Raw genomic sequence first — 24,711 nt, forward strand, 5'->3', positions numbered from 1 at the left:
ATTGCAACTGATGCGACGAATTCATTAGCAATAGGAAGTGGTGCAACAATTCTAACTGGAGGTGATCATTCCCTTGCATTAGGATCAGGAAGTCGTGTAGATGCTGAAGGTTCAATAGCGTTAGGTTCTGGCTCGGTAGTTGATCGAGATTATGTATTATCAGTGGGATCTGGTGTGGATGGTGATGCATTTAAAACCCGGATAATTGCAAATGTAGGTGCGGGTGTACAAGATAATGATGCTGTCAACTTAGGGCAACTGAATTCAGTTATCGATCAAAATAAAACACGCTATTACAGTGTTAACTCCTCAACTCAGCAAGGTAATTATAATAATGATGGTGCTACAGGACTAAATTCGATGGCTGCAGGTATAAACGCCAGTGCAATTGGAGAGAAAAGTGCTGCATTCGGCTTTGGTGCAACCAGTACAGGTATCGGTAGTTTAGCTTTAGGAACAGATTCTAAAGCAAATTTTAATAGTAGTGTTGCAATAGGAGCAGGTTCAATAGCAGATTTAGCCAATACGGTTTCAGTAGGATCAGTGAATAACACAAGACAAATTACCTATGTGACAGCAGGGACAGCTGATACGGATGCAGTTAATTATGCTCAATTGAAAAATTTAGAAGCCATTGTTAGTGGAATTACTAGTGGCGGTACAAACAATAATAGTTTTTTTGCTGCGTTAGGTGGCGCTGATGGTAATAATCCACAAGCTATCTCTGCTGGATTTGATTCAGTTGCAGCAGGCGCTGGCGCTGCAGCACAGCAACTTGGAAGTATAGCAATTGGGGCCGCATCATCCAGCTCAGGCGTGGGTTCAATTGCGATTGGATATAACACTGAATCCACTTCAAATGCAGTCGCATTGGGTAATGGTGCTAAGGCACAAGATAACAGTGTAGCTCTTGGATCAGGGTCCATAGCTGAAGCTGGGACAGTTTCAGTGGGTAGAGCAGGACAAGAACGAAAAATTACAAATGTAGCAAAAGGAACTCAAGATACTGATGCGGTCAATTTACGTCAACTCAATGAAGTGGATTCTAGAGTCAGCACAATTAATACGACAGTTAACACATTAGTCGACAAAAATAAATATGTTGCAGTCAATAGTAATGGTTCTGCTGCAAGTGCAACAATCCTAGGCAGCTTAGCCATAGGTGGAGGCGCTATAGCGAATGCAGGCAATTCGATTGCAATTGGTGAAAATTCTACTGCAACTGAAGCTAATACTGTAGCATTTGGCAGTGCAAATAATTTAAGGAGATTAACTTTTGTTGGTGACGCCTTAAATAACAATGATGCTGTTAATTTGGGGCAAGTGAGTCGCTTGCTTGCTGATGTATCAATGCACTATTTTAGCGTAAATTCTTCCCCCAATTTAGGTAACTTTGATAACAATGGCGCAATAGGAATTAATTCTATGGCACTAGGGGCTAATGCTACCAGTTCTGGTATGCTCGCTTTAGCTGTGGGTTTTGGTGCGCAAGCAACAGCGCCTAATAGTATCGCCATAGGTTCAGGTTCTATAGCTACTCAAGCAAATACTTTTTCAATAGGTTCTTCTGGAAATGAACGCCAAATTACTCATGTAGCAAAAGGTACGGCTTTAACAGATGCAGTTAATGTGAGTCAGTTAAAGCTACTTGAAGACGAAATAAGTAAGATTACTTCTCAAGGCACTGGTAATAACAGTTTATTTGCCGCGAACCAAGCTGCAGACAATCAAAATACTCAAGCAACAGTTATTGGCGCTGAAGCCGTTGCAGCTGGTTCCAATGCATCAGCAAGTGGGGTCGGTGCAATTGCCATAGGTGGACAAGCTTCAAGTTCAGGTAATGGTTCACTTAGCATAGGATACAAAAGCGAAGCTCTAGGTAATGGAATCGCAGTAGGTCAAGACGCTTATGCAACGAATGATTCTTTGGCTTTAGGTCAAGGAGCTAATGCAGCTAATAACTCTGTTGCACTGGGTAAAAATTCTGTTGCTACAGAGGGAACAGTATCTGTTGGTAGTGCTGGAAATGAAAGGCGCATTACTAATGTAGCAGATGCAATTGACGATACAGATGCGATAAACAAAAAAACACTGACTTCATCAATAAATAATATTAAAACTGAAGTGATTGAGCAGTTGGAAAACTGCACTAATGGTTGTAATGTTGACTTAACTGATAAAAATGTCAAAACTAACTCCTCAAATTCAGTAGTGGCAAATGCATCAGGTACTAATACTGTCTCAATTGGCGGTGCATCCCTTGCATCCGGTACAGGATCTGTTGCGATTGGAGAAAATACGCGTGCTACAGGTACAAATTCTGTTGCTTTAGGGCAAGGCTCTATTGCTGACAGGTCAAATGTCGTGTCCATAGGCAGTAGTGGTAATGAGAGAATACTTTCTAATGTAGCAAGAGGCGAAAGGGCAACAGATGCTATTAATAAAGCACAATTTGATGAATTTAGATTTGAGACTAGCTCTGAATTTTCTCAATTAAGAGATGATTTGAATACTAAAACTGATAAGCTTGAGGCAGGAGTTGCAAGTGCGATGGCAATGGCAGGTATTCCTCAAGCATACAGACCTGATAGTGGTTCAATGGGTATTGCGGCTGGTGGCTATGGGGATAAATCTGCTTTAGCATTTGGCTTATCTAGTATCTCTAAAGATGGTGTGTGGAGCTTTAAAGTTCAAGGAAGCACAAATTCAGAAGGAGAATTTGGAGGTTCTTTGGGTGTAGGGTACCATTGGTAAGCCGTATTAAATTATCTACAGATATCATATAAGGAATCCTCATGGTCTCAAAGTTAAATGTAATTAAAAAAAGTACCCTATTTATCAGTGCTTCAATCTATTTACTGGGTTCAACAGTTGTTTATAGCCAAGATGAAAAAGAATCAACGCAGAAAACTGAGCAAACGCAAAATGCTTTGATGATGACTTATCCAATGAATACTTTGATGTTAGAATCTATTTTCGACCTGGTGCCTAGTGTTGCAAAACAGCGCGATGATGAAATGATGCAATTGCTTTGTAAATTGGCCAGAAAAGAGATTACTAAAGAAGAGTCATTAGCGTTACTCAGTGAGAAAGAAGGGTGGGCACCTAAAACCTTACCTAGCCCAGATCATGAATTTTACTTATGGGTATCAGATGACTTTGCATCACAGCAAACAGCTTGTGCTGCTTATATAGCAACCTCACTTTATACTGAACCAGATAACAAAGAATTTATTGTAAATGTTAAAGAAGACAATTCTATAGAAATCGATAATGCTAAATTTAATGAAGTAATGAAAATCCGATTAGCAATTGCAAAGAGTAATGCCCATACTTTCAATGCGATAGGAAATTTGATTAAACAGGCCGAAATATTATCTAAAGACAAGATAACATCAATCCCTGCAAAAGAAATCTATAAAGAAATTATTAAACAACAGTTTTCTCAAATAGCTCCTTACTATCTTTCACAAATAAAGCTATTTTATACTGAGCAAACAGCTGATCTAACCCTTGTATCATTGAATAGTTCTGATTACGCTATACAAAATAATAATGGAGAATATTTATCCTACCGAAATGGTGAATTAACTTATAGAGTGTTTGGCGTAGATTGGCTGGGTAATGGCAAAATAATGGGAACAGAACAATTTATCGGAGTAGCATACTATTAATATAGCTCTATCATTATTTTTGAAAAATTTAAAAATATTTTTATTAAGAAGGCATTAATTCTGATTGTCATAAATGTTTTTAAATTTAATAATCTCTCTTCTCTCTTTTTTTGATGGTTTGACTTTAGATAGCGGGCTTGGCGCTAGTTTTCTAGCTAATGCAAGTTTTTCACGCTTGGTTATACTTTCAGGTGTCTCAACATAAAGAGAGGAGGCTATTGTAGCTGAGCCTCTTATTTCAGATAATTCTTTTACAATGACCTCTTTTACATCAATGCCTTGTCTTAAGGTAATGTTATCACCGATGTCTATATTTTTACTTGGTTTAGCTCTCTGATTATTAACGTGAACCTTGCCGCCATCAATCATTTCTCTAGCAGTAGAACGAGATTTGTAAAACCTGGCGGCAAAAAGCCATTTATCTAACCGTACTGACATTAGAAAAGCTCTTGTGTTTGACCACTGGCTTCATCTTCAATTTCAGTTCCAAGCTCTTCTACAAAGTAGGTCGAAGGCTCTGTACCTTTGATGAAGTACTCTTTACGAGTCGGGCCACCATTACTGAGTTGTCCTGAATATTTGTCAATTGATAAGCTTATGATACCAGGAGGAGCAGGAAAGTTTTTTTCTTCAATGTTTTCTAGAGCAACTTTCATGTAGTGGTTCCAAGCCGGTTGCGCAGTCTTTGCACCTGCTTCTCCTCCAGATATTCCATCTGGATCGCCTGGCCATGCTGTACCGCTACCTAATGTCTTACGATTATCATCAAATCCTACCCACACACTCGTTACTATGTTGGCTCCATACCCTGAAAACCAAGCATCCTTCGAACTATTAGTAGTACCTGTTTTACCACCTATATCTTTTCTAGGAGCCAGTACTTTACCAGCCCTCCAACCAGTGCCATTCCAACCTGGTTCACCAAAGACATTCGAATTTAAAGCATCGCGCATTAAAAAGGCAACTTCTCCACTAATAACTCTTGGAGCATATCCACCAGATTGGTTTTCACTACTGATGAATTCAACTTCTTTTTCTTCATTCGATAAGATATTTTCGTTACCCTCAGATTGAGCCATGTCCTCGATTTCTTCATATGCAATCGCTGCAATTTTTTCAGATTCACCATAAATTGAAGGGATATTACATTCAGCGCAAGCTATTTTAGGTTTCGCTTCAAATACCATTTTATCCTCACCATCTATGACTCTTGTAATGAAATAAGGTTCAATTAAAAAACCGCCATTAGCAAAAACTGCATATCCTCTTGCAACTTGCATTGGGGTAAAAGAGGGACTTCCTAGTGACATGGCTTCTGTTCTATCAATATTTCCTTCAGGAAAACCAAATCTCTCCAAGAAATCAGCTGCAGCTTCTACACCTATTGCTCGAACTACCCGCACCATCACAACATTTTTAGAAAGGCCAAGAGCTTGCCTTAATCGCATAGGCCCTTCATAGACATTAGGGGAATTTTTAGGTGACCAACTTTTAAGTGAAGAAGGATTCCAGCTAGTAATTGGAGCATCATTAAATACGGTGGCTAAACTTAGGCCTTTATCCAGTGCTGCCGCATAGAAAAAAGGTTTTATATTTGAGCCGATTTGACGAAGTGCTTGGGTTGCTCGATTAAATTTACTTTGTTGAAAATCAAATCCACCAACAAGAGCTTGTACTTCCCCTGTATTACTATCTAGAGAAACTAAAGCGGAATTAACCTCAGGTTCTTGGGTCAACCAAAGCTCATCTTTGTAATATCTTACCCAGATTTGTTCACCTACATGAATAACATCGCTAACTCTTTTAGGTGAAGGGCCTTGAGATCGTTCATTGATATATTTTCTAGCCCACTTAACACCTTTGTGAGACAAAATTTTCCTAGAGCCATCACTGAATAATAGAGTAGCAGTGTTTTCCTCTTTATTGATATCCATAACTGCCGCGGGAATAAAATCTGCAAGTGGTACAACTGTTTTTAGATAGTCAGTAATTGCATTTTCCTCAGGGGTTCCTTCTTGGTGGTCCCAGATAAGTGCAACAGCACCGCGATATCCATGTCTCATATCATAAGATAGAATATTATTACGAAGGGCTTGTTCTCCAGCTAACTGTAATTTTTTCGTGATGGTGGTGTAAACTTTAAATCCACCAGTATAAGCATCTTCTCCATAACGACGATACATCTCTTGTCTCACTGCTTCAGTTATATAAGGTGAAGAAAAGGCTACTTTAGCTTGGTGATATTTTGCATTGATTGGCTCATTTCTAGCTTGGTTATATTCATCAATTGTGATGAAATTTTCTTCGAGCATACGTCTAAGTACAATATTTCTTCTATCGGTAGCACGTGCTACAGAATTAATTGGATTATAGTCAGAAGGGGCTTTAGGTAAGCCTGCAAGAAGTGCCATTTCTGCAAGTGTTAGTTCGTTTAAAGATTTTCCAAAATAAGTATACGCAGCAGCTCCTATACCATAAGAGCGCTGTCCCATAAATATCGTGTTTAGGTAGAGGGCTAATATTTCTTGTTTATTTAAGTTTTTTTCAATATCAAAAGCTAAAAAAACTTCTTTAATTTTTCTTTCAATTGAGCGTTCGTTACCAATTTCAGTTATATTTCTAGCTAGTTGCTGGGTAATCGTACTAGCTCCTTGCGAAGTGCTGCCTGAACTTGCCGCGACAAAGATAGCTCTTAATATACCAATTGGATCTATACCCTGATGCTCATAATATCTAGTGTCTTCAATTGCAATAAAAGCATTAATTAATTGTTCTGGTATGTTTTCAAAAAGTACAGGATTTCTCCTTTTTTCACCAAATTCGGCCATCAGTTCGCCCTCTGCACTATAAATGCGCATAGGTTCTTGCAAACGAACAGACTTTAAATCAGCAACAGTAGGTAATTGAGGTTTGACATAGTCATACAGCCCCACAAAAGAAATAATTCCAAGGGTAAATAATGCAATAGTTAAAAAGAGAACAAACTGTATTAAACGCACTCAAAAGTCTCCAATCATTTATTTTTATGAATTAATAAAATATTGCTATAGTATAAATCAATTACAAAGAATATAGGCAATTTTTAGTCATCAATAAAGCATTTAACTACATTTTTTTTGCATTTAGTCGATAAGTTTTGATTAAAGAAATAAATCATATAAAAAAAATGAGAAATTATGGTAGATTTACACCATATCAGTGACAAATTTTATCTATTAACGTATAATTTTCAATTATGGCTAAGAAAAAAACAAACAAACCCGGCTCTAACACAATTGCTTTAAATCGCAGTGTTAGGCATGATTTCTTTATTGAAGAAGAATTTGAAGCAGGTCTATCTCTTTTAGGATGGGAAGTAAAATCTTTGCGCGCAGGTAAAGCGAATATCAGTGATAGTTACGTGGTATTCAATAAAGGTGAGGCCTTTTTATTTGGGGCCAGTTTTCAACCTTTACTCGCTGCCTCTACGCATACAATTTGCGATCCAATAAGAACGCGCAAGCTTCTTTTAAATGAAAAAGAGATAGCCAAAATATTTGGTAAAGTTAGCCGAGATGGTTATACTGCTGTTGCAATATCACTTTATTGGAAAGGTCCATGGGCAAAGGTTAAAGTAGGCATTGCTAAAGGTAAAAAAGCCCATGATAAGCGTGAAGATGTTAAAGGTCGTGAGTGGAAAATTGATAAAGAAAGGATAATGAAAAATAAAGCTAAGGCTTGATGTTTGATTTTTTAATAATTTATTCATTCATATCTATTTGTATCATTTTTTATTACTATTGGCGCTTGTGTATTATTTTAAATTGTATCTTTTCGTAATATTGATTGCTTTCTTTGGTAATTATAGTGATAATATCAACTATCTGGGGTAGATATGGATTCGACAGGATCAGCGCGGCCCTAGGTGCATGCCGAGGTGCGGTTGGCCTCGTAAAAAAGCCGCAAAAAAATAGTCGCAAACGACGAAAACTACGCTTTAGCAGCTTAATAACCTGCGTAAAGCCTTCTCTCCCTAGCCTCCGCTCTTAGGACGGGGATAAAGAGGAGTCACCCTAAAAGAGATCGCGTGGATGCTTTGCTTGGAGCTGAAGCGTTAAAACTAATCAAGCTAGTCTATTAATGGCGTGTTTGTCCGCAGTTAGTAGGTGAATGTAAAGACAAACTAAGCATGTAGTACCGAAGGCTTAGGGGTCCTGGACGGGGGTTCAAATCCCCCCTACTCCACCAATCTTTTTAAAACACAAAGTTTAATGTGTAGTCATTAACTCCCTGAAACCCTTATTGTATAATAACTTTAAGGGTTTTTTTATTCCTCAAGCATTTTATAAATTTTCTTTGCGATGTTTTTGTTAAGCGTACCTAATGGCATATAATTGAATATGAAATAATTCATATGCATTACCCTATAGCGACAGTTGAATGCTTATGTGGTAAAAATTCTATATTTTAAATAAACAAAGAATAGATAAAAATGTACGAGGGTCAAAGCAACATTGTTTATCATTTAAACTTAACTCGATAATTTTTATCATAGCTCAATTTAAATAATTAAAGTGAGCTATGATAAACCCAAAATACTTAGGCACTTGATTATTTAATAACAGAGAAGATCAGCCAAGCGGTATAAGCAATGTAAGAAGCCAAAAGTATCCCTCCTTCTAATCGAGTGATTTGGCCTTGACGATTTTTAAAGCCATAGCAAAAGATAAATAGTGAAGCAGTTAAAGCAAGCATGACTGCCATATCTCTTGACAGGACTTCAGCATCAATCGAAAATGGTTTTACAAGCCCCGCAATACCCACTACCGCTAATGTATTGAATAGGTTTGATCCTAAAATATTTCCTAGAGCAATATCATGCTCACCCTTTTTAGCCGCTATGACCGATGACGCTAATTCAGGTAGAGATGTACCTACAGCAACAATAGTAAGACCAATAATCATGTCACTGATCTTAAAATGGTGAGCGATTTCAACAGCACCCCATACTAAAAATCTTGAACTCACTATTAAGAGTGTTAGACCTAGCATAAGCCAAAAAATTGCGGCTTTAAGTGACATAGACCCGTTGCTTATGTTATCTAATGTCGATTGTTCTGTATTATTTTTATCTTTTATTCCTTGGTAAATTGACCAGCTTATCAATAATATAAAGACTATAATCAATATAAATGCATCTATTCTCGATAAAGTTAAATCAATTAAAAGAGCAAAACTAAGTAACGTAATTGCCAGTAAAACAGGAAGCTCTTTTTTAAGAATTGATGAATGGACGAGAATAGGGCTGATAAGAGCCGTGACCCCAAGAATAAGCGCAATATTGACAATATTAGAACCATAAGCATTACCAATAGCAATACCAGGACTACCTTCTAAGGCTGCGAGTAAAGATACCACCATTTCTGGTGCAGATGTCCCAAATCCTACAATAATCATGCCAATCAAAATAGGAGGCATACCAAAATATCTTGCAGTTGCTGATGCGCCTTCGACAAATTTGTCAGCACTCCAAACTAAGACAAACAGACCTAATACCACTGCACCTATCGCTAGTAACATGACGAGTACTCCGTTAAATAAATTAAAAATAACCTGCAAAAACTGAGGGGAGGAATACCATTTTAACCATCTAATAGTACCAAATCGATTAAATATTCAGTACCATAAAATATCCGTGAGACGGTTAACTTTTTGCTAAAAATAGTTATAAAAAAACGCAGACAAAGTCTGCGTTAAAAGAGTAATACAAGATTAAAAAATTTTAATTACATTTCGCTTTCAGCGGTTTTTAAACCAGTAACTTGAATTTCAACACGACGATCTGGACCTAAGCACTCAATTAATGCTGAACGTGGTGAAACGTTATCACATTGGCTACCAGTAACTGGATTTTGAGCACCCATACCACGCGCTTCAATTAAGTTGGCTGGAACGCCTAAACCGATTAATTCATTAACAACTGATTGAGCACGACGCTCAGATAGTGCTTGGTTAGCTTGAGCTGAACCAATACGATCTGTGAAACCAATAACTACTGCTTTACCTTCATCCGGATCGATGCGTTGTAATTCAGAGAAAAGTTGTTTTAATGCTTCACGGCCTTCTGCTTTAAGTTCAGATTTACCAAAAGCAAAAAGAACATCTGAACGCAAGTTAAATTTCTTGGTTTCAGGAACAGGAGTTAACGTTGGAGCAACTACTGGAGCAGGTGCACCTTGACCAAAGCGGTAAGATAAACCAACACTTAGCATGCCATTATCAGGTTTCATGCCAATATCACGGCTCTTACCAAGGTTAGGCACATATTGATAATCTAAACGTGTTGCTACAGAAGGAGATAATGCATATTCAACACCTGCTGCGAATACTGGAGAAACGCCTGTTGAGTTATATCTTCCAACAAGCTTAGGATCTCTGCCCTGAGCAACATCTGTTACTCTGTTACTTGATCTCCAACCATATACACCTAGGCGTGTATACACATCAAAATCATGTACTACTTCATAAGAGAATTTACCTGTGGCATATAGGCCTTGACCTGTATATTTTCCAGTATATTCATCTTTTAAAGAATAATTAGCACGACCTAACCAGTCATAACCTACTTCAACCCCGATATTAGGAGTGAATTGGTAACCACCAAATGCGCCTGCACCTAAATGGTTACGGCTGAAATTGTTTTCACCTGCATCAGTAAAGTCAAGATCAAAGTAGTGAGACCATCCGGCTTTTGCACCAATATATGGCGTGTTAGGATCTGGGGCTGCGATTACAGTAGTAGTTAGACCAGCTAATAAAATAGCTGCACTAATTTTAGTTAATTTCATAAAAACTCCTTTAACAAGAATAAGTTTATTTTTTTATAAAAACGAAGAATTATCTAAATAAGTATAAACCGTATAGGTATGCTATGGAAGTTTTTTTTTACTCCATCGCTATTTTAATCTATAAGTCGAGCAATTATAGATTATTTTTCCTACTGTTAATACAATATTTACATTTTTGAATGTTTTAGGCTTAATTAACCGCCTCGTTTCTCACTATCTAGATCTTGAACTACTCACTAAAAAAAAGTCTCGCATTATAAAATAGTCTCATCCAAGGACTATCTTCCATCCAATCATTAGGATGCCAGCTATGTGTTATCGTCCTAAATACCCGCTCAGGGTGAGGCATCATTATGGTTGCTCGTCCGTCTAGGCTAGTCACCCCGGTAATACCAAGATCAGAACCGTTTGGATTCGCAGGATAGTTTTCAGTCGGTTGACCATAATTATCAGTAAATTGCATAATGATTTGTTTATTGTCTTTTAATTGCACTAAATCTCCTGCTTTACGCCATTCTACACGTCCCTCACCATGAGATACTACAATAGGTACTAAAGATGCGCTCATAGATTTAAATAGAGGGGATGTTGATTCATTTATTTTTACTAGGCTAAATCTTGCTTCAAAACGTTCTGATTTGTTCTGTATGAATCTAGGCCAGTTCTCTGCACCAGGGATAATTTCATATAAATTGGACATCATCTGGCAGCCATTACAAACCCCAAGTGATAAGGTATTGGGATTAGCAAAAAAATCAGAGAACGAATTTCGAAGTGTTTCGTTAAAAAGTATGGTTTTAGCCCATCCTTCACCCGCACCAAGTACGTCTCCATAAGAAAACCCACCACAGGCAACTAAGGCATTGAAATCTTTTAAATTACGCCTATTAGCTAATAAATCACTCATATGTACGTCAGTTGCATCAAAACCCGCTCGATTAAATGCAGCAGCCATTTCGACATGTGAATTAACACCTTGCTCTCTTAATATAGCAATTTTAGGCCTGGCATTTAGGTTGATCATTGTCGAGCGAAGTGGATTTTCATTTACATTAAATGTTAAACGAGCTTGAAGACCTGGATTCTCTATATCAGCTTTAAGCCGATGCTCGCTATCAGCACATTCAGGATTGTCTCTTAAACGTTGCATCTGCCAAGTAGTTTCAGCCCAAGTCATCCTTAGCTCAGTCCTGCTAGAACTAAATAGTATTTGCTCATTAAGTGAAATCGTAATTTCATCCTTGAGGGTGAGTGACGCAATTTCATGAAGTAAAGAATCAATATTGAATTGCTTAGCAAGTTGCTTTATTGAATCTAAATCATTTGATTTAATTTGAATCACGGCGCCAAGTTCTTCATTGAATAGGGCGCTAATTGCTTCTGATTTAAGGCTATCTAGCTTGATGTTAAGACCGACATTTCCAGCAAACGCCATTTCTAATAAAGTGACTAATACCCCACCATCACTTCTATCATGGTAAGCTAACAGTTTATCTTCTTTAACGAGTGATTGAATAAAGTCAAAAAAAGCTTTGAGTTTTTTAGCATCAACCACATCCGCAGGTTTATCGCCTAACTGGTTAAAGACTTGGCCCAGAGAAGAAGCTCCTAAACGGTTTTGTCCTTCACCTAAGTCAATTAGAAGTAAATGAGTATCTGTTGAGTTGTTGAGCTCAGGAGTGATGGTTTTACGTACATCTTCTACTCTTGAGAATGCACTGATAACTAAGGATAATGGTGATTTGACTGTATGATCGTTACCTTTTTCATCTGTCCAACGCGTTTGCATTGACATCGAATCTTTACCTACAGGTATGGTAAGTCCAAGTGCAGGGCATAAATCCATACCAACGGCTTTGACCGCTTCATACAACCGAGCATCCTCTTGAGCATCTCCTGTAGATGCCATCCAGTTAGCTGACAGTTTAATGCGCTTAATATCGCCGATGTAAGTTGCAGCAATATTTGTAATAGCTTCACCTACGGCCATTTTAGCTGAAGCTTTTGCATCTAGTAGGGCAATAGGCGCTCTTTCACCCATCGACATAGCTTCACCATGGTAAGTATTAAATCCACTGACCGTAACAGCACAATCCGCCACCGGGATCTGCCAAGGCCCAACCATTTGATCACGTACTACCATACCTGTTACGCTTCGGTCGCCAATGGTAATTAAAAAAGTTTTTTCGCTAACAGCAGGAAGACGTAATACGCGCTCTATGGCATCTTTGAGATCTATTTCCTTAGTATCGATAGCTGGACTCACAATATTTTGAGATACTCCTTTTTTCTCCATTTTGGGAGTTTTACCTAATAAAGCACTGAGCGGTAAATCAATTGGATGCGGTGTTTTATCATCCTGTGAAAAAATTTCATCAGTTAATTTGAGATGTTTTTCTTTCGTTGCTTCCCCTATTACAGCAAAAGGCGCCCTCTCTCTTTGGCAAATCGCTTCAAAAATCGGGAATGCTTTTTCACTTACTGACAGAACATAACGCTCTTGAGATTCATTACACCATATTTCTAGTGGACTCATGCCAGCTTCATCAACCAAAATACGGCGAAGCTCAAATAACCCACCTCTATCCCCATCACTGACAAGTTCAGGCATCGCATTAGATAATCCACCCGCCCCAACATCATGGATAAATTGAATTGGGTTACTGTCTCCTAATTGCCAGCAAGCATCAATGACTTCTTGGCAACGACGTTCCATTTCCGCATTATCCCGCTGTACTGAAGCAAAGTCTAACTGTGCTGCAGATTCTCCAGAGGCTACAGATGAAGCCGCACCGCCACCTAGGCCGATATTCATAGCAGGTCCACCAAGAACAATCAGCTTCGCTCCAACAGTGATTTCACCTTTTTGTACGTGATCTCTTTTGATGTTACCTATGCCACCGGCAAGCATAATTGGCTTATGATACCCTCTTTTCTCTTCCCCAGCAGAGGTTACGATATTTTCTTCAAATGTACGAAAATAACCATTAAGGGCAGGTCTACCAAATTCATTGTTAAATGCCGCAGCCCCTAGTGGGCCTGTTGTCATAATTTCTAATGCAGAACATATTCTATCAGGCTTTCCTAAATCAGTTTCCCAAGGCTGTGTAAAACCAGGTATTTTCAAGTTTGAAACTGAAAAACCAACTAATCCTGCTTTAGGTTTAGCACCACGACCAGTGGCACCTTCGTCACGAATTTCACCACCCGCGCCAGTCGCCGCACCAGGCCAAGGCGAGATGGCTGTTGGGTGATTGTGAGTTTCTACTTTCATTAAAATGTCAGTTTGTTCAGTTTGATATTGGTAAGTTTTGGACTTAGGATCCGGATAAAAGCGTTCAATCAAAGAACCCTCCATAACTGCTGCATTATCTTTATAAGCTGACAATACAAATTCCGGATTTTGCTCAAAGGTATTTTTTATCATACTAAAGAGAGATTTCTCTTGCGCTACGCCATCAATATTCCAGTGTGCATTAAATATTTTATGGCGGCAGTGTTCTGAGTTTGCTTGGGCAAACATATACAGTTCAACATCGGTAGGGTTTCTTTTGAGGTTCTCTTTAAAAGTAGTTTCAAGATAATCGATTTCATCTTCTGTAAGTGCAAGACCTAATTCTTTGTTGGCTACATGAAGGGCATTAATACCTTCTTCTAAAAGTTTTATAACCGTTAATGGTTTAGGATCTTTGTCATTAATCAGTTGACTAGCCTCTTTATTATCAAAAATGACATTTTCTGTCATTTTATCATGCAGAAAATCAATTAAATCATTTTGTTCAGTAGTATCTAGTGGCCGGCTTGTGTGAAAAGTATATTCAATCCCACGCTCTACACGACGTATATTTTCCAGACCTGTATTATGGGTAATATCAGTTGCTTTAGATGCCCAAGGGGAAATAGTCCCTAATCTTGGAATGACTGTAAAGCTAAACTCCACACTCGGAAGAATTTTTTCTCGTTGCTTTGGGCCATATTTTAATAATGTATTGATTAAATCAATATGCTTGTCTGTAAGCGGCGCATCATTGTGAGTAAAAACAAAATGAGTAAATATAGACTTCATTGCAACGACAGGGATTTTTCTTTGTGCAAAAAACTCAATAAACTGATTGATTTTAGCTAACGAATGGGCGTTGGGACCTGAAAAAATATGCATCATAATAATATCTCAATATATAGATGTTAAAAAGATAGATTTGTTTAAATTATCATTAAATGGCATTGTTTAATGCGTTTTTTTGTGCTTGAAATAGTTCTAGTAGCCCTTTCTTTCCAGTGTCTAAAAGGCAATTGAGTTCATCAAGATTAAAAGGAGCCCCTTCAGCAGTTCCTTGAATTTCTATTATTCCCCCATCATCAGTCATTACCAGATTCATGTCTGTGTCGGCGACTGAATCTTCACTATACTCTAAGTCTAAAAGCACTTGTTGATTGATAATACCAATTGAAACAGCTGCAACCATAGATTTTAAAGGTATTGATTTTATTTTTTTATTGTTTAACAAATAGGACATAGCGTCGTGAAGAGCCACGGCAGCACCTGTGATAGAGGCCGTCCTGGTTCCACCATCAGCTTGTATAACATCACAATCTAGAGTGATGGTATATTCCCCAAGTTTTTGTAAATCAACCATTGCACGTAGCGAGCGCGCAATTAAGCGTTGAATTTCCAATGTCCTGCCACCCTGTTTTCCTTTAGATGCTTCTCTTGGATTTCTTGTATTGGTTGCTCTTGGTAGCATGGAATACTCCGCTGTTACCCAGCCCTTACCTTGGCCTTTTAAAAAACGAGGTACGCCTTCTTCAACGCTTGCAGTACATAACACTTTGGTGTCGCCAAATTCTATTAAAACAGAACCTTCAGCGTGTTTAGTATAGTTTCTAGTAATTTTTACGGGACGAATTTGGTCATTTGCTCGTTGATTTGGGCGCATCAGTACTCCTAAAAGACATATGTTAAATTAAATTTTGTGTAAACAGTTTTAGTTTAAGGATTTCTAAATGTTTTACAAGGGATAAGTGAATAATGATAGTGTTTGTTATATATTAAGGATATATCCTGTTAGTGTCATGACTTCTTTGAAAATGAAATATCATTTTTGGGAAAATTTTTTATCACAAACTACGTTTTTCCCAATAACACTATTTAAGATATAAAAAAACCGAGCTTAGCTCGGTTTTTTTATATGAAAATTAGTCGTCTATATATTCATCATTTAGTTCAACTTGTGGTTTTCCACCAGATAAAGTATGGAAACGTTTAGGTTGACGGGTTTTTTGAATATATTTCATCCAAACTTTCTCAATATCAGTAACAGCAGCTTGCTTACCTTCACAGACTGCTACAAATTGTTTCTCTTCTGTAGTTTCAGGCTTTCTTGAACCTGATTCTAACTCTAAAAGAGCATTACCATATTTTTCAAGTAATTGCGCTTCTTTGATGGTGTAATCCCCATGTCTAGACAAACCACGCGGATAATTTTTATTATCAGTGAAACGACGAGGTGATGTAAAGCTATCCGCCATCTCTCATATTCTCCAAAATTGAATATTATAGGCTCTGGGGAATAAATATTCCCCAGCATTAGTTAATAATTATTCATCAGGTTGGTCATCAGAAACCATACCAGTCAGAAGTTCAGCAAGATTAGCAGTCGCTTCTTCTTGGGTTACCTGATGTTGGGTATCATCGTGAAGAAAGGTATTTTCTTGACGACGCTTAGCTCTCTCTTGATGATAAGAGTAGCCAGTTCCTGCGGGAATCAAGCGACCTACGATAACGTTCTCTTTTAACCCTCGTAATTCATCGCGTTTACCAGATACTGACGCTTCAGTTAATACACGCGTAGTTTCTTGGAATGACGCTGCTGAAATAAATGATTCAGTAGCAAGAGAAGCTTTTGTGATCCCTAATAATTCACGTTCATATTTAGCAGGGATTTTACCGTCATTTTCTAGCTGTCTATTAGCCACTTTCAAACGAGAGTATTCAACTTGCTCACCTTCTAAGAATGTACTACTGCCTGAATCAGTGACTGTAGCCTTTCTTAACATCTGGCGTACAATGACCTCAATATGTTTATCATTGATTTTTACACCTTGTAAGCGATAAACTTCTTGAACTTCATTGGTAATATATTTTGTCACTTCATCAACACCACGAAGTCTTAAAATATCATGTGGTGCAGCAGGGCCATCAGCAACAACGTCACCACGCTCAACAACCTCACCTTCAAACACATCAAGTTGACGCCATTTATGAATCATTTCTTCATAAGCTTCACCACCATCTAGTGGAGTGATAACAAGGCGACGTTTACCTTTAGTTTCTTTGCCAAATGAAACAACACCTGTGATTTCAGCAAGTATTGCAGGCTCTTTAGGGCGACGTGCTTCAAATAGATCTGCAACCCGAGGTAGACCTCCTGTTATATCACGGGTACCAACTGATTCTTGTGGAACACGCGCTAAAATATCACCAATACCAACTTTTACATTGTCCTCTAGTTGGACAATCGCTTTACCTGGTAATACATAGATTGCAGGCATATTAATATCGGTTAAGATAATATCGTTGCCTTCTGCATCTACGATTTTGATGCTTGGACGAAGATCTTTTGCTGAACTTTGACGTTCGGCACTATCTAGAACAACCAATGATGATAATCCTGTAATTTCATCAGTTTGACGTGTTACTGTTTGACCATCATTCATATCAGTGAAACGCAAGAAACCATCCGCTTCAGCGATAATCGGGTTAGTATGTGGATCCCAATTTGCTACGACTTCACCAGAAGAAACCTCTGCACCATCAGCTTTTTCCATCAAAGAACCATAAGGGAGTTTATAGTTTTCTTTAGTACGACCAAATTCATCTATAAGCCTTAGTTGAGCATTCCTTGAAGTAATTACGAAACGACCATCTGCTCTTTTTACTGATTTAGCATCAATGAGACGTAGATTACCACGGTTTTTAACCTGGATACTAGATTCAGCAGCCGCACGAGAAGCGGCACCACCAATGTGGAATGTACGCATTGTTAACTGTGTACCTGGCTCTCCAATTGATTGAGCAGCAATTACACCAACCGCTTCACCGTTATTGATTAAGTGTCCGCGTGCTAAATCACGTCCATAACAGTGTGCACATACACCAAAGTCAGTTTCACACATAACTACTGTACGTACTTTAACCGCATCTACAGAGTTTTCCTCTAAGATGTCACACCATGCTTCATCTAACAGTGTATTACGAGGTACTAAAACTTCAGAAGTACCAGGTTTTAAAACGATATCAGCAGTGACACGACCTAGAACACGATCACGTAGGGGCTCTTTAACATCACCACCGTCGATCACAGGTTCCATGATAATACCGCCTAAAGTTCCACAATCATCTTCAGTTACAACTAAATCCTGAGCTACGTCTACTAAACGACGAGTTAGGTAACCTGAGTTAGCTGTTTTTAATGCTGTATCGGCAAGTCCTTTACGTGCACCATGGGTTGATATAAAGTACTGAAGTACGTTAAGACCTTCACGGAAGTTTGCTGTGATAGGAGTTTCAATGATTGAACCATCTGGCTTAGCCATGAGACCACGCATCCCTGCAAGCTGACGAATCTGAGCTGCAGAACCCCTTGCACCTGAGTCTGCCATCATATAGATATTGTTAAAAGAGACCTGCTCCTCTTCTTTACCTTCACGATTTAGAACACTTTCGGTTGAAAGGTTTTCCATCATTGCCTTCGCAACACGCTCATTTGCAGCTGCCCAAATATCAATGACTTTGTTATAACGTTCACCTGCAGTAACAAGACCAGATTGGAATTGTTCTTGAATCTCAGCCACTTCAATTTCAGCTTCATCGATAATAGCAACTTTCTTCTCAGGGATCACCATATCATCAATACCAACTGAAACACCTGATACAGTCGCATAGCTAAAACCTGTATACATTATCTGATCAGCAAAAATAACAGTATCTTTGAGACCTAAAATACGGTAACACGCATTGAGCATTTTTGATATGGCTTTTTTACCCAGAGGTTCATTAACCAATGAATAAGGTAAACCTTTAGGTACGATTTGCCATAAAATAGCACGGCCAATTGTTGTATCAACAATGCTTGTTGAAGGCATGTTTTGGCCATCTTCTGTTCTTGTATATTCAGTTATTCTAACTTTTACACGAGCATGTAATTCAGCAATACCTTGGCGATAGAGTTTTTCCGCTTCTTTTTCGCTGCTTAAAACCATGCCTTCACCTTGGGCATTCACTTTATCACGAGTCATGTAATAGATACCCAATACAACGTCTTGTGACGGAACAATAATAGGTTCACCATTTGCAGGTGATAAGATATTATTTGTTGACATCATCAGTGCACGTGCTTCTAACTGAGCCTCAAGCGTCAATGGCACGTGAACAGCCATTTGGTCACCATCAAAGTCAGCATTGTATGCCGCACATACTAGTGGATGTAGTTGAATTGCTTTACCTTCAATTAGAATAGGTTCAAAGGCTTGTATACCTAATCTATGAAGTGTTGGTGCACGGTTTAATAAAACTGGGTGTTCACGGATAACTTCATCTAGGATATCCCATACAACTGCTTCTTCACGCTCTACCATTTTTTTAGCAGCTTTAATCGTTGCAGCTAAACCACGAAGTTCCAATTTACCATAGATAAATGGTTTAAATAGCTCAAGAGCCATTTTTTTAGGTAGACCACATTGATGAAGACGTAAATAAGGACCAACCGTAATAACCGAACGTCCTGAGTAGTCAACACGTTTACCTAGTAGATTTTGACGGAAACGACCTTGTTTCCCTTTAATCATATCCGCAAGAGATTTTAATGGGCGTTTATTCGAACCTGTAATTGCACGACCGCGACGACCGTTGTCTAAAAGCGCATCAACAGACTCTTGAAGCATACGTTTTTCATTTCTCACAATGATGTCTGGTGCTGAAAGATCTAAAAGTCTTTTTAAGCGGTTATTACGATTGATAACACGGCGATATAAATCATTCAAATCAGATGTCGCAAAACGTCCACCATCTAACGGAACAAGAGGGCGTAGCTCAGGTGGTAAAACAGGTAAAACAGTTAACACCATCCATTCTGGGTTATTTCCAGAAGCAATAAATGCATCGACCAGCTTAATACGCTTAGTTAATTTTTTACGTTTAGTTTCAGAATTAGTTTGCTCTAATTCTTCGTGCATCATTTCACATTCTTTTTGTAAATCTAGGCCTTTTAATAGAGCTTGGATACCTTCAGCACCCATTTTCGCGTCAAACTCATCACCATGCTCTTCAAGAGCATCAAGGTATTGTTCCTCTGTTAAAATTTGACGACGTTCTAATGAAGTTAAGCCTGGTTCTACAACAACATATGATTCAAAGTAAAGTACTCTTTCAATATCACGAAGTGGCATATCTAATAATAAGCCAATTCGAGAAGGCAGTGATTTTAAATACCAGATGTGTGCAGCAGGGGAAGCCAATTCAATATGACCCATGCGCTCACGACGCACTTTAGTTTGTGTTACTTCAACACCACAACGCTCACAGATAACCCCTCTGTGTTTCAAGCGTTTATATTTTCCACAAAGACATTCATAGTCTTTAACTGGTCCAAAAATACGCGCACAAAAGAGTCCATCGCGTTCAGGTTTGAACGTACGGTAGTTAATAGTTTCTGGTTTTTTTACTTCACCAAAAGACCATGAACGAATGGTATCAGGTGAGGCTAACGAGATTTTTATCGCGTTAAACTCTTCGCCTTTGGTTTGTGCTTTTATAAATTTTAATAAGTCTTTCACAGTTAGCTCCTGCGTATTTAGAGAAGCGTCCTTTTAATGATAAAAATTAAAAGGACTGATATCATTAAATGTTAATCAATTTGCTTCGATTACGGTCAATCCACTTTTGCCTATTATATTATAAGATGATTAATCATCTTCTAACTCAATATTAATACCAAGCGAACGGATCTCTTTTAACAGTACATTAAATGATTCCGGAATCGCAGGTTCCATACGATGATCACCATCAACAATGTTTTTATACATTTTCGTACGGCCATTAACATCATCTGACTTAACAGTAAGCATTTCTTGAAGTGTATAAGATGCACCGTATGCTTCAAGAGCCCACACTTCCATCTCACCAAAGCGTTGGCCACCAAACTGTGCTTTACCGCCCAGAGGTTGTTGAGTAACAAGACTATAAGAACCTGTTGAACGCGCATGCATTTTATCATCCACTAAGTGATTTAGTTTCAGCATATACATGTAACCTACAGTTACCGGACGCTCAAATGCTTGTCCTGTGCGTCCATCATAAAGTGTTATTTGACCAGAGGTTGGGATATCACCGAGTTTAAGTAACTCTTTGATTTCTGTTTCTCTTGCACCATCAAATACAGGTGTTGCGATAGGCATACCATTTCTTAGATTTTGTGCAAGCGTCATAACTTCTTCATCGCTGAAGGTATTCAAGTCTACTTTTTGATCAGTATCTTCACTTAAATCATAAGCACGTTGAATAAATTCTCTGATTCTAGCAATTTCTTCCTGCTGCTTAAGCATTGTATTGATTTTGTCACCAATACCTTTCGCTGCCATACCCAGGTGAGTTTCTAAGATCTGACCTATGTTCATACGAGAAGGTACACCTAGTGGATTTAAAACGATATCAACAGGTTGTCCTTTTTCGTCATAAGGCATATCTTCAACCGGATTTATCTTAGAGATAACCCCTTTATTACCATGTCGACCAGCCATTTTATCACCAGGTTGAATTTGGCGCTTAACTGCTAGGTAAACTTTAATTTTGATAAGTTCACCAGGCTTAAGATCAGCACCCTGAGTGATTTTACGACGTTTTTCATCAAGGCGTTTTTCAAATTCATCTTTCAATTCGTCAAATTGCTCAGCAAGTTGTTCTAATTGCTCTTGTTTGGAATCATCTTTTAGACCAATTTCCAACCATTTTTCACGTGGTAAAGCATCTAAGTCTGACTCTTTCACACCTGCACTTAATAGTAGAGTGCGCACGCGGATGAATAAAGAAGCAGCCAAAATTTTGTGTTCATCAGTTAAATCTTTCTTAACTTGTTTTAACTGCATCTCTTCTATTTCATTCGCGCGTTTGTTTTTGATGACGCCATCTCTGGTTAAAATTTGGACATCGATAATGGTTCCTGAAACTCCATTAGGAACACGTAAAGATGAATCTTTAACATCAGAAGCTTTTTCTCCAAAAATCGCACGAAGTAGTCTTTCCTCAGGAGTAAGTTGAGTTTCTCCTTTAGGTGTAACTTTACCTACAAGGATATCTCCGCCTTTAACTTCCGCTCCTACGAATACAATTCCAGACTCATCTAATTTAGACAGGGCAGATTCACCGACATTAGGGATATCAGCGGTAACCTCTTCAGGTCCAAGCTTAGTATCACGAGAGATACACTCTAATTCTTGAATATGAATGGTTGTAAAACGATCTTCTTGGACAACTCTTTCTGAAACTAAGATTGAATCTTCGAAGTTATAGCCATTCCATGGCATAAATGCCACACGCATATTTTGACCAAGAGCTAGTTCACCAATATCAGTAGATGAACCATCTGCTAATACATCATTCGCATCAATTCGTTCACCTTGAATGACGCAAGGACGTTGGTTGATACAGGTATTTTGGTTAGAGCGGGTATATTTTTTAAGATTATAAATATCAATACCCGCTTCACCTGGATTGAGTTCATCGTCATTTACATGAATAACAATCCGAGAAGCATCAACGAACTGAACGATACCACCACGTTTAGCAACAACAGTCACACCCGAGTCAACAGCAACAGTTCTTTCCATACCTGTACCTACTAGCGGTTTATCAGCTTTGAGTGTAGGAACGGCTTGACGTTGCATGTTTGCACCCATAAGTGCACGGTTAGCATCATCGTGTTCAAGGAATGGAATCAATGATGCACCTATAGATACAACCTGTTGTGTTGATACGTCCATGTAGTTAACTTGGTCGCGGCTAAATAAGCTTGACTCACCTTTGTGTCGGCAAGTGACTAATTCTTCGATAAATTCATTTTTATCAGTAAGATTTGAGTTTGCCTGCGCTATGATGAATTGGCCTTCTTCTATTGCTGATAAATAATCTATTTCATCGGTTACAACGCCATTTTCAACACGGCGATAAGGGGTTTCTAAAAATCCATATTCATTTGTTTTGGCATAGACAGAAAGTGAATTTATTAGACCAATGTTTGGACCTTCAGGCGTTTCTATTGGACATACACGTCCATAGTGAGTAGGGTGTACGTCTCGCACTTCAAATCCGGCTCTTTCACGTGTTAAACCACCAGGACCTAATGCAGAGATACGGCGTTTGTGTGTGATTTCAGATAATGGATTATTTTGATCCATGAATTGTGAAAGTTGGCTTGATCCGAAGAACTCTTTAACCGCAGCTGAAATGGGTTTCGCGTTAATTAAATCTCTTGGCATCAACGCATCTAAATCACCTAATGATAAGCGTTCTTTTACTGCTCTTTCAACACGTACTAGACCTATTCTGAATTGATTTTCTGCCATTTCACCAATAGAACGGATACGTCTGTTACCTAAATGATCAATATCATCAACTTCTCCATGTCCATTTCTGATATCGATAAGTTTACGCATCACTTCAATAATATCTTCATGGCTAAGGATATGAGAGCCTTCAACTTCTTCACGATTTAGTGAGCGGTTGAATTTCATGCGACCTACGGCAGATAAATCATATCTGTCTTCAGAGAAGAATAAATTATCGAACAAGGTTTCAGCTGCTTCTCTTGTTGGTGGTTCACCAGGTCTCATCATACGATAGATCTCAACTAAAGCTGATAATCTGTCAGTGGTTGGATCGATACGAAGCGTTTCAGAAATAAATGAACCGTTATCTAAATCATTAGTAAATAGGGTGTCAATTTTTTTGTAGCCCGCTTGAACAATTTTATGAATCAGATCAAGGTTCAAATCACTATTAGCAGGACAAATTAGTTCACCTGATTCTTTGTCCATATAATCAATAGCGGTGGTTCTACCAACTAAATAATCAATTGGGATTTCAATTGAACTGACACCATCTTTCTCAAGTTGACGAATATGGCGTGCAGTAATCCTTTTTCCTTGTTCAGCGTAAGTAACGCCTTTAGAAATGATATCAAAAGCTGCAGTTTCACCTCGTAGGCGTTCAGGAACAAGTTCCATCATCACTTTATCTTTTTTGATCTCATAGGTTACTTTATCAAAGAATAAATCTAAGATTTGCTCAGTAGAATAATCTAATGCTCTTAAAAGAATAGTTGCAGGTAATTTTCTACGGCGATCGATACGTACAAAAAGATTATCTTTAGGATCGAATTCAAAATCTAACCATGAGCCACGGTATGGGATGATTCTAGCATTGAATAAAATTTTACCAGATGAATGTGTCTTTCCTTTATCACTATCGAAGAAAACACCTGGACTACGGTGTAGCTGAGAAACTATAACACGTTCAGTACCATTGATGATAAAGGTACCATTATTTGTCATAAGTGGAATCTCACCCATGTACACTTCTTCTTCTTTGATATCTTTAATTGTACCTTCTGGTGCTTCTTTATCATAAACAACTAAGCGAAGTTTCACACGAAGTGGTGCTGCATAATATTCACCACGAATTAAACACTCTGCTTCTTCAAATTCAGGTTGCCCTAAACGATAACTTACATATTGTAATTCAGAGTTTCCACTGTAACTTTTGATTGGAAATACTGAACGAAACGCCGCTTCAAGTCCATGTTGGCCTGAGGTATCAAGTTCAATAAATTTTTGGAATGAATCTAATTGTATAGAAAGTAAATAAGGTACATCTAAAATACGAGCACGTTTACCAAAACTTTTACGAATTCGTTTTTTTTCGGTGTAGGAATAGGACATAGGATTCCTCAACAGGTACGAGAGATTAAAATAAGATTTCTTAACCATTCAATTTATTTAAATTAAATGTTCCGATTTGCTGTTTGATTGAGCATTTGCTTTTAATACGCTTTTTGTTCGCTTAAACCATTTCATTGCTATATCAATTGTTAGCAGTATATTAAGTCGTTGACAAAAAGATATTTGGTTGTATGCCAGCTTCATACACACCTGAATTT

12 protein-coding genes and 1 other RNA gene are annotated in these 24,711 nt (G+C 38.2%); 4 read left to right on the top strand and 9 right to left on the bottom strand.

The window, feature by feature from the left end; all coding sequences use genetic code 11:
• Positions 1-2,754, top strand: a 2,754-nt coding sequence (locus tag ACFFIT_RS04040; RefSeq protein ID WP_385876371.1) for a YadA family autotransporter adhesin, incomplete at its 5' end; no start/stop codon positions are given.
• Positions 2,755-2,795: 41 nt separating this feature from the next.
• Positions 2,796-3,674, top strand: coding sequence for a hypothetical protein (locus ACFFIT_RS04045; protein WP_385876372.1), 879 nt, complete (start codon positions 2,796-2,798; stop codon positions 3,672-3,674).
• 54 nt (positions 3,675-3,728) lie between these two features.
• Here the strand turns inward: ACFFIT_RS04045 and ACFFIT_RS04050 are convergent, their stop codons facing one another.
• The gene (locus ACFFIT_RS04050) at positions 3,729-4,112 is read right to left on the bottom strand and encodes an Hsp15 family ribosome-associated heat shock protein (RefSeq protein WP_385876373.1); all 384 of its coding nucleotides are present in this window, start codon (positions 4,110-4,112) and stop codon (positions 3,729-3,731) included.
• The gene (locus ACFFIT_RS04055; protein ID WP_385876374.1) at positions 4,112-6,673 is read right to left on the bottom strand and encodes a PBP1A family penicillin-binding protein; all 2,562 of its coding nucleotides are present in this window, start codon (positions 6,671-6,673) and stop codon (positions 4,112-4,114) included. Before ACFFIT_RS04055 ends, ACFFIT_RS04050 begins: the two co-directional genes overlap by 1 nt.
• 236 nt (positions 6,674-6,909) lie before the next feature.
• Here ACFFIT_RS04055 and smpB point away from each other — a divergent pair, with 236 nt between their 5' ends.
• Positions 6,910-7,395: an SsrA-binding protein SmpB gene (gene smpB, locus ACFFIT_RS04060; RefSeq protein ID WP_385876375.1), complete on the top strand. Its 486-nt coding sequence runs from the start codon at positions 6,910-6,912 to the stop codon at positions 7,393-7,395.
• A gap of 144 nt (positions 7,396-7,539) precedes the next feature.
• Positions 7,540-7,901: a transfer-messenger RNA gene (ssrA, locus tag ACFFIT_RS04065) on the top strand.
• A gap of 363 nt (positions 7,902-8,264) precedes the next feature.
• Here ssrA and ACFFIT_RS04070 read toward each other — a convergent pair.
• From ACFFIT_RS04070 to rpoB, 7 genes are all read right to left on the bottom strand, one after another.
• A complete protein-coding gene (locus ACFFIT_RS04070; protein ID WP_385876376.1) occupies positions 8,265-9,233 on the bottom strand; it encodes a calcium/sodium antiporter in 969 nt (322 codons plus the stop codon).
• 206 nt (positions 9,234-9,439) lie between these two features.
• Complete coding sequence (ompA, locus tag ACFFIT_RS04075; protein ID WP_385876377.1) at positions 9,440-10,501, bottom strand: porin OmpA; 1,062 nt, start codon at positions 10,499-10,501, stop codon at positions 9,440-9,442.
• A gap of 229 nt (positions 10,502-10,730) precedes the next feature.
• Complete coding sequence (purL, locus tag ACFFIT_RS04080) at positions 10,731-14,660, bottom strand: phosphoribosylformylglycinamidine synthase (protein WP_385876407.1); 3,930 nt, start codon at positions 14,658-14,660, stop codon at positions 10,731-10,733.
• Between the two features lie 55 nt (positions 14,661-14,715).
• The gene (rph, locus tag ACFFIT_RS04085; protein WP_385876378.1) at positions 14,716-15,438 is read right to left on the bottom strand and encodes a ribonuclease PH; all 723 of its coding nucleotides are present in this window, start codon (positions 15,436-15,438) and stop codon (positions 14,716-14,718) included.
• Between the two features lie 259 nt (positions 15,439-15,697).
• A complete protein-coding gene (locus ACFFIT_RS04090) occupies positions 15,698-16,030 on the bottom strand; it encodes a MaoP family protein (RefSeq protein WP_385876379.1) in 333 nt (110 codons plus the stop codon).
• Between the two features lie 69 nt (positions 16,031-16,099).
• On the bottom strand, positions 16,100-20,335 hold the full coding sequence (rpoC, locus tag ACFFIT_RS04095; protein ID WP_385876380.1) for a DNA-directed RNA polymerase subunit beta': 4,236 nt from the start codon (positions 20,333-20,335) through the stop codon (positions 16,100-16,102).
• Between the two features lie 129 nt (positions 20,336-20,464).
• On the bottom strand, positions 20,465-24,493 hold the full coding sequence (gene rpoB, locus ACFFIT_RS04100; protein WP_385876381.1) for a DNA-directed RNA polymerase subunit beta: 4,029 nt from the start codon (positions 24,491-24,493) through the stop codon (positions 20,465-20,467).
• Between the last annotated feature and the right edge of the window lie 218 nt (positions 24,494-24,711).

Origin of the sequence: Thorsellia kenyensis, assembly GCF_042432445.1 — a bacterium.
Classification (GTDB): Bacteria; Pseudomonadota; Gammaproteobacteria; order Enterobacterales; family Thorselliaceae; genus Thorsellia; species Thorsellia kenyensis.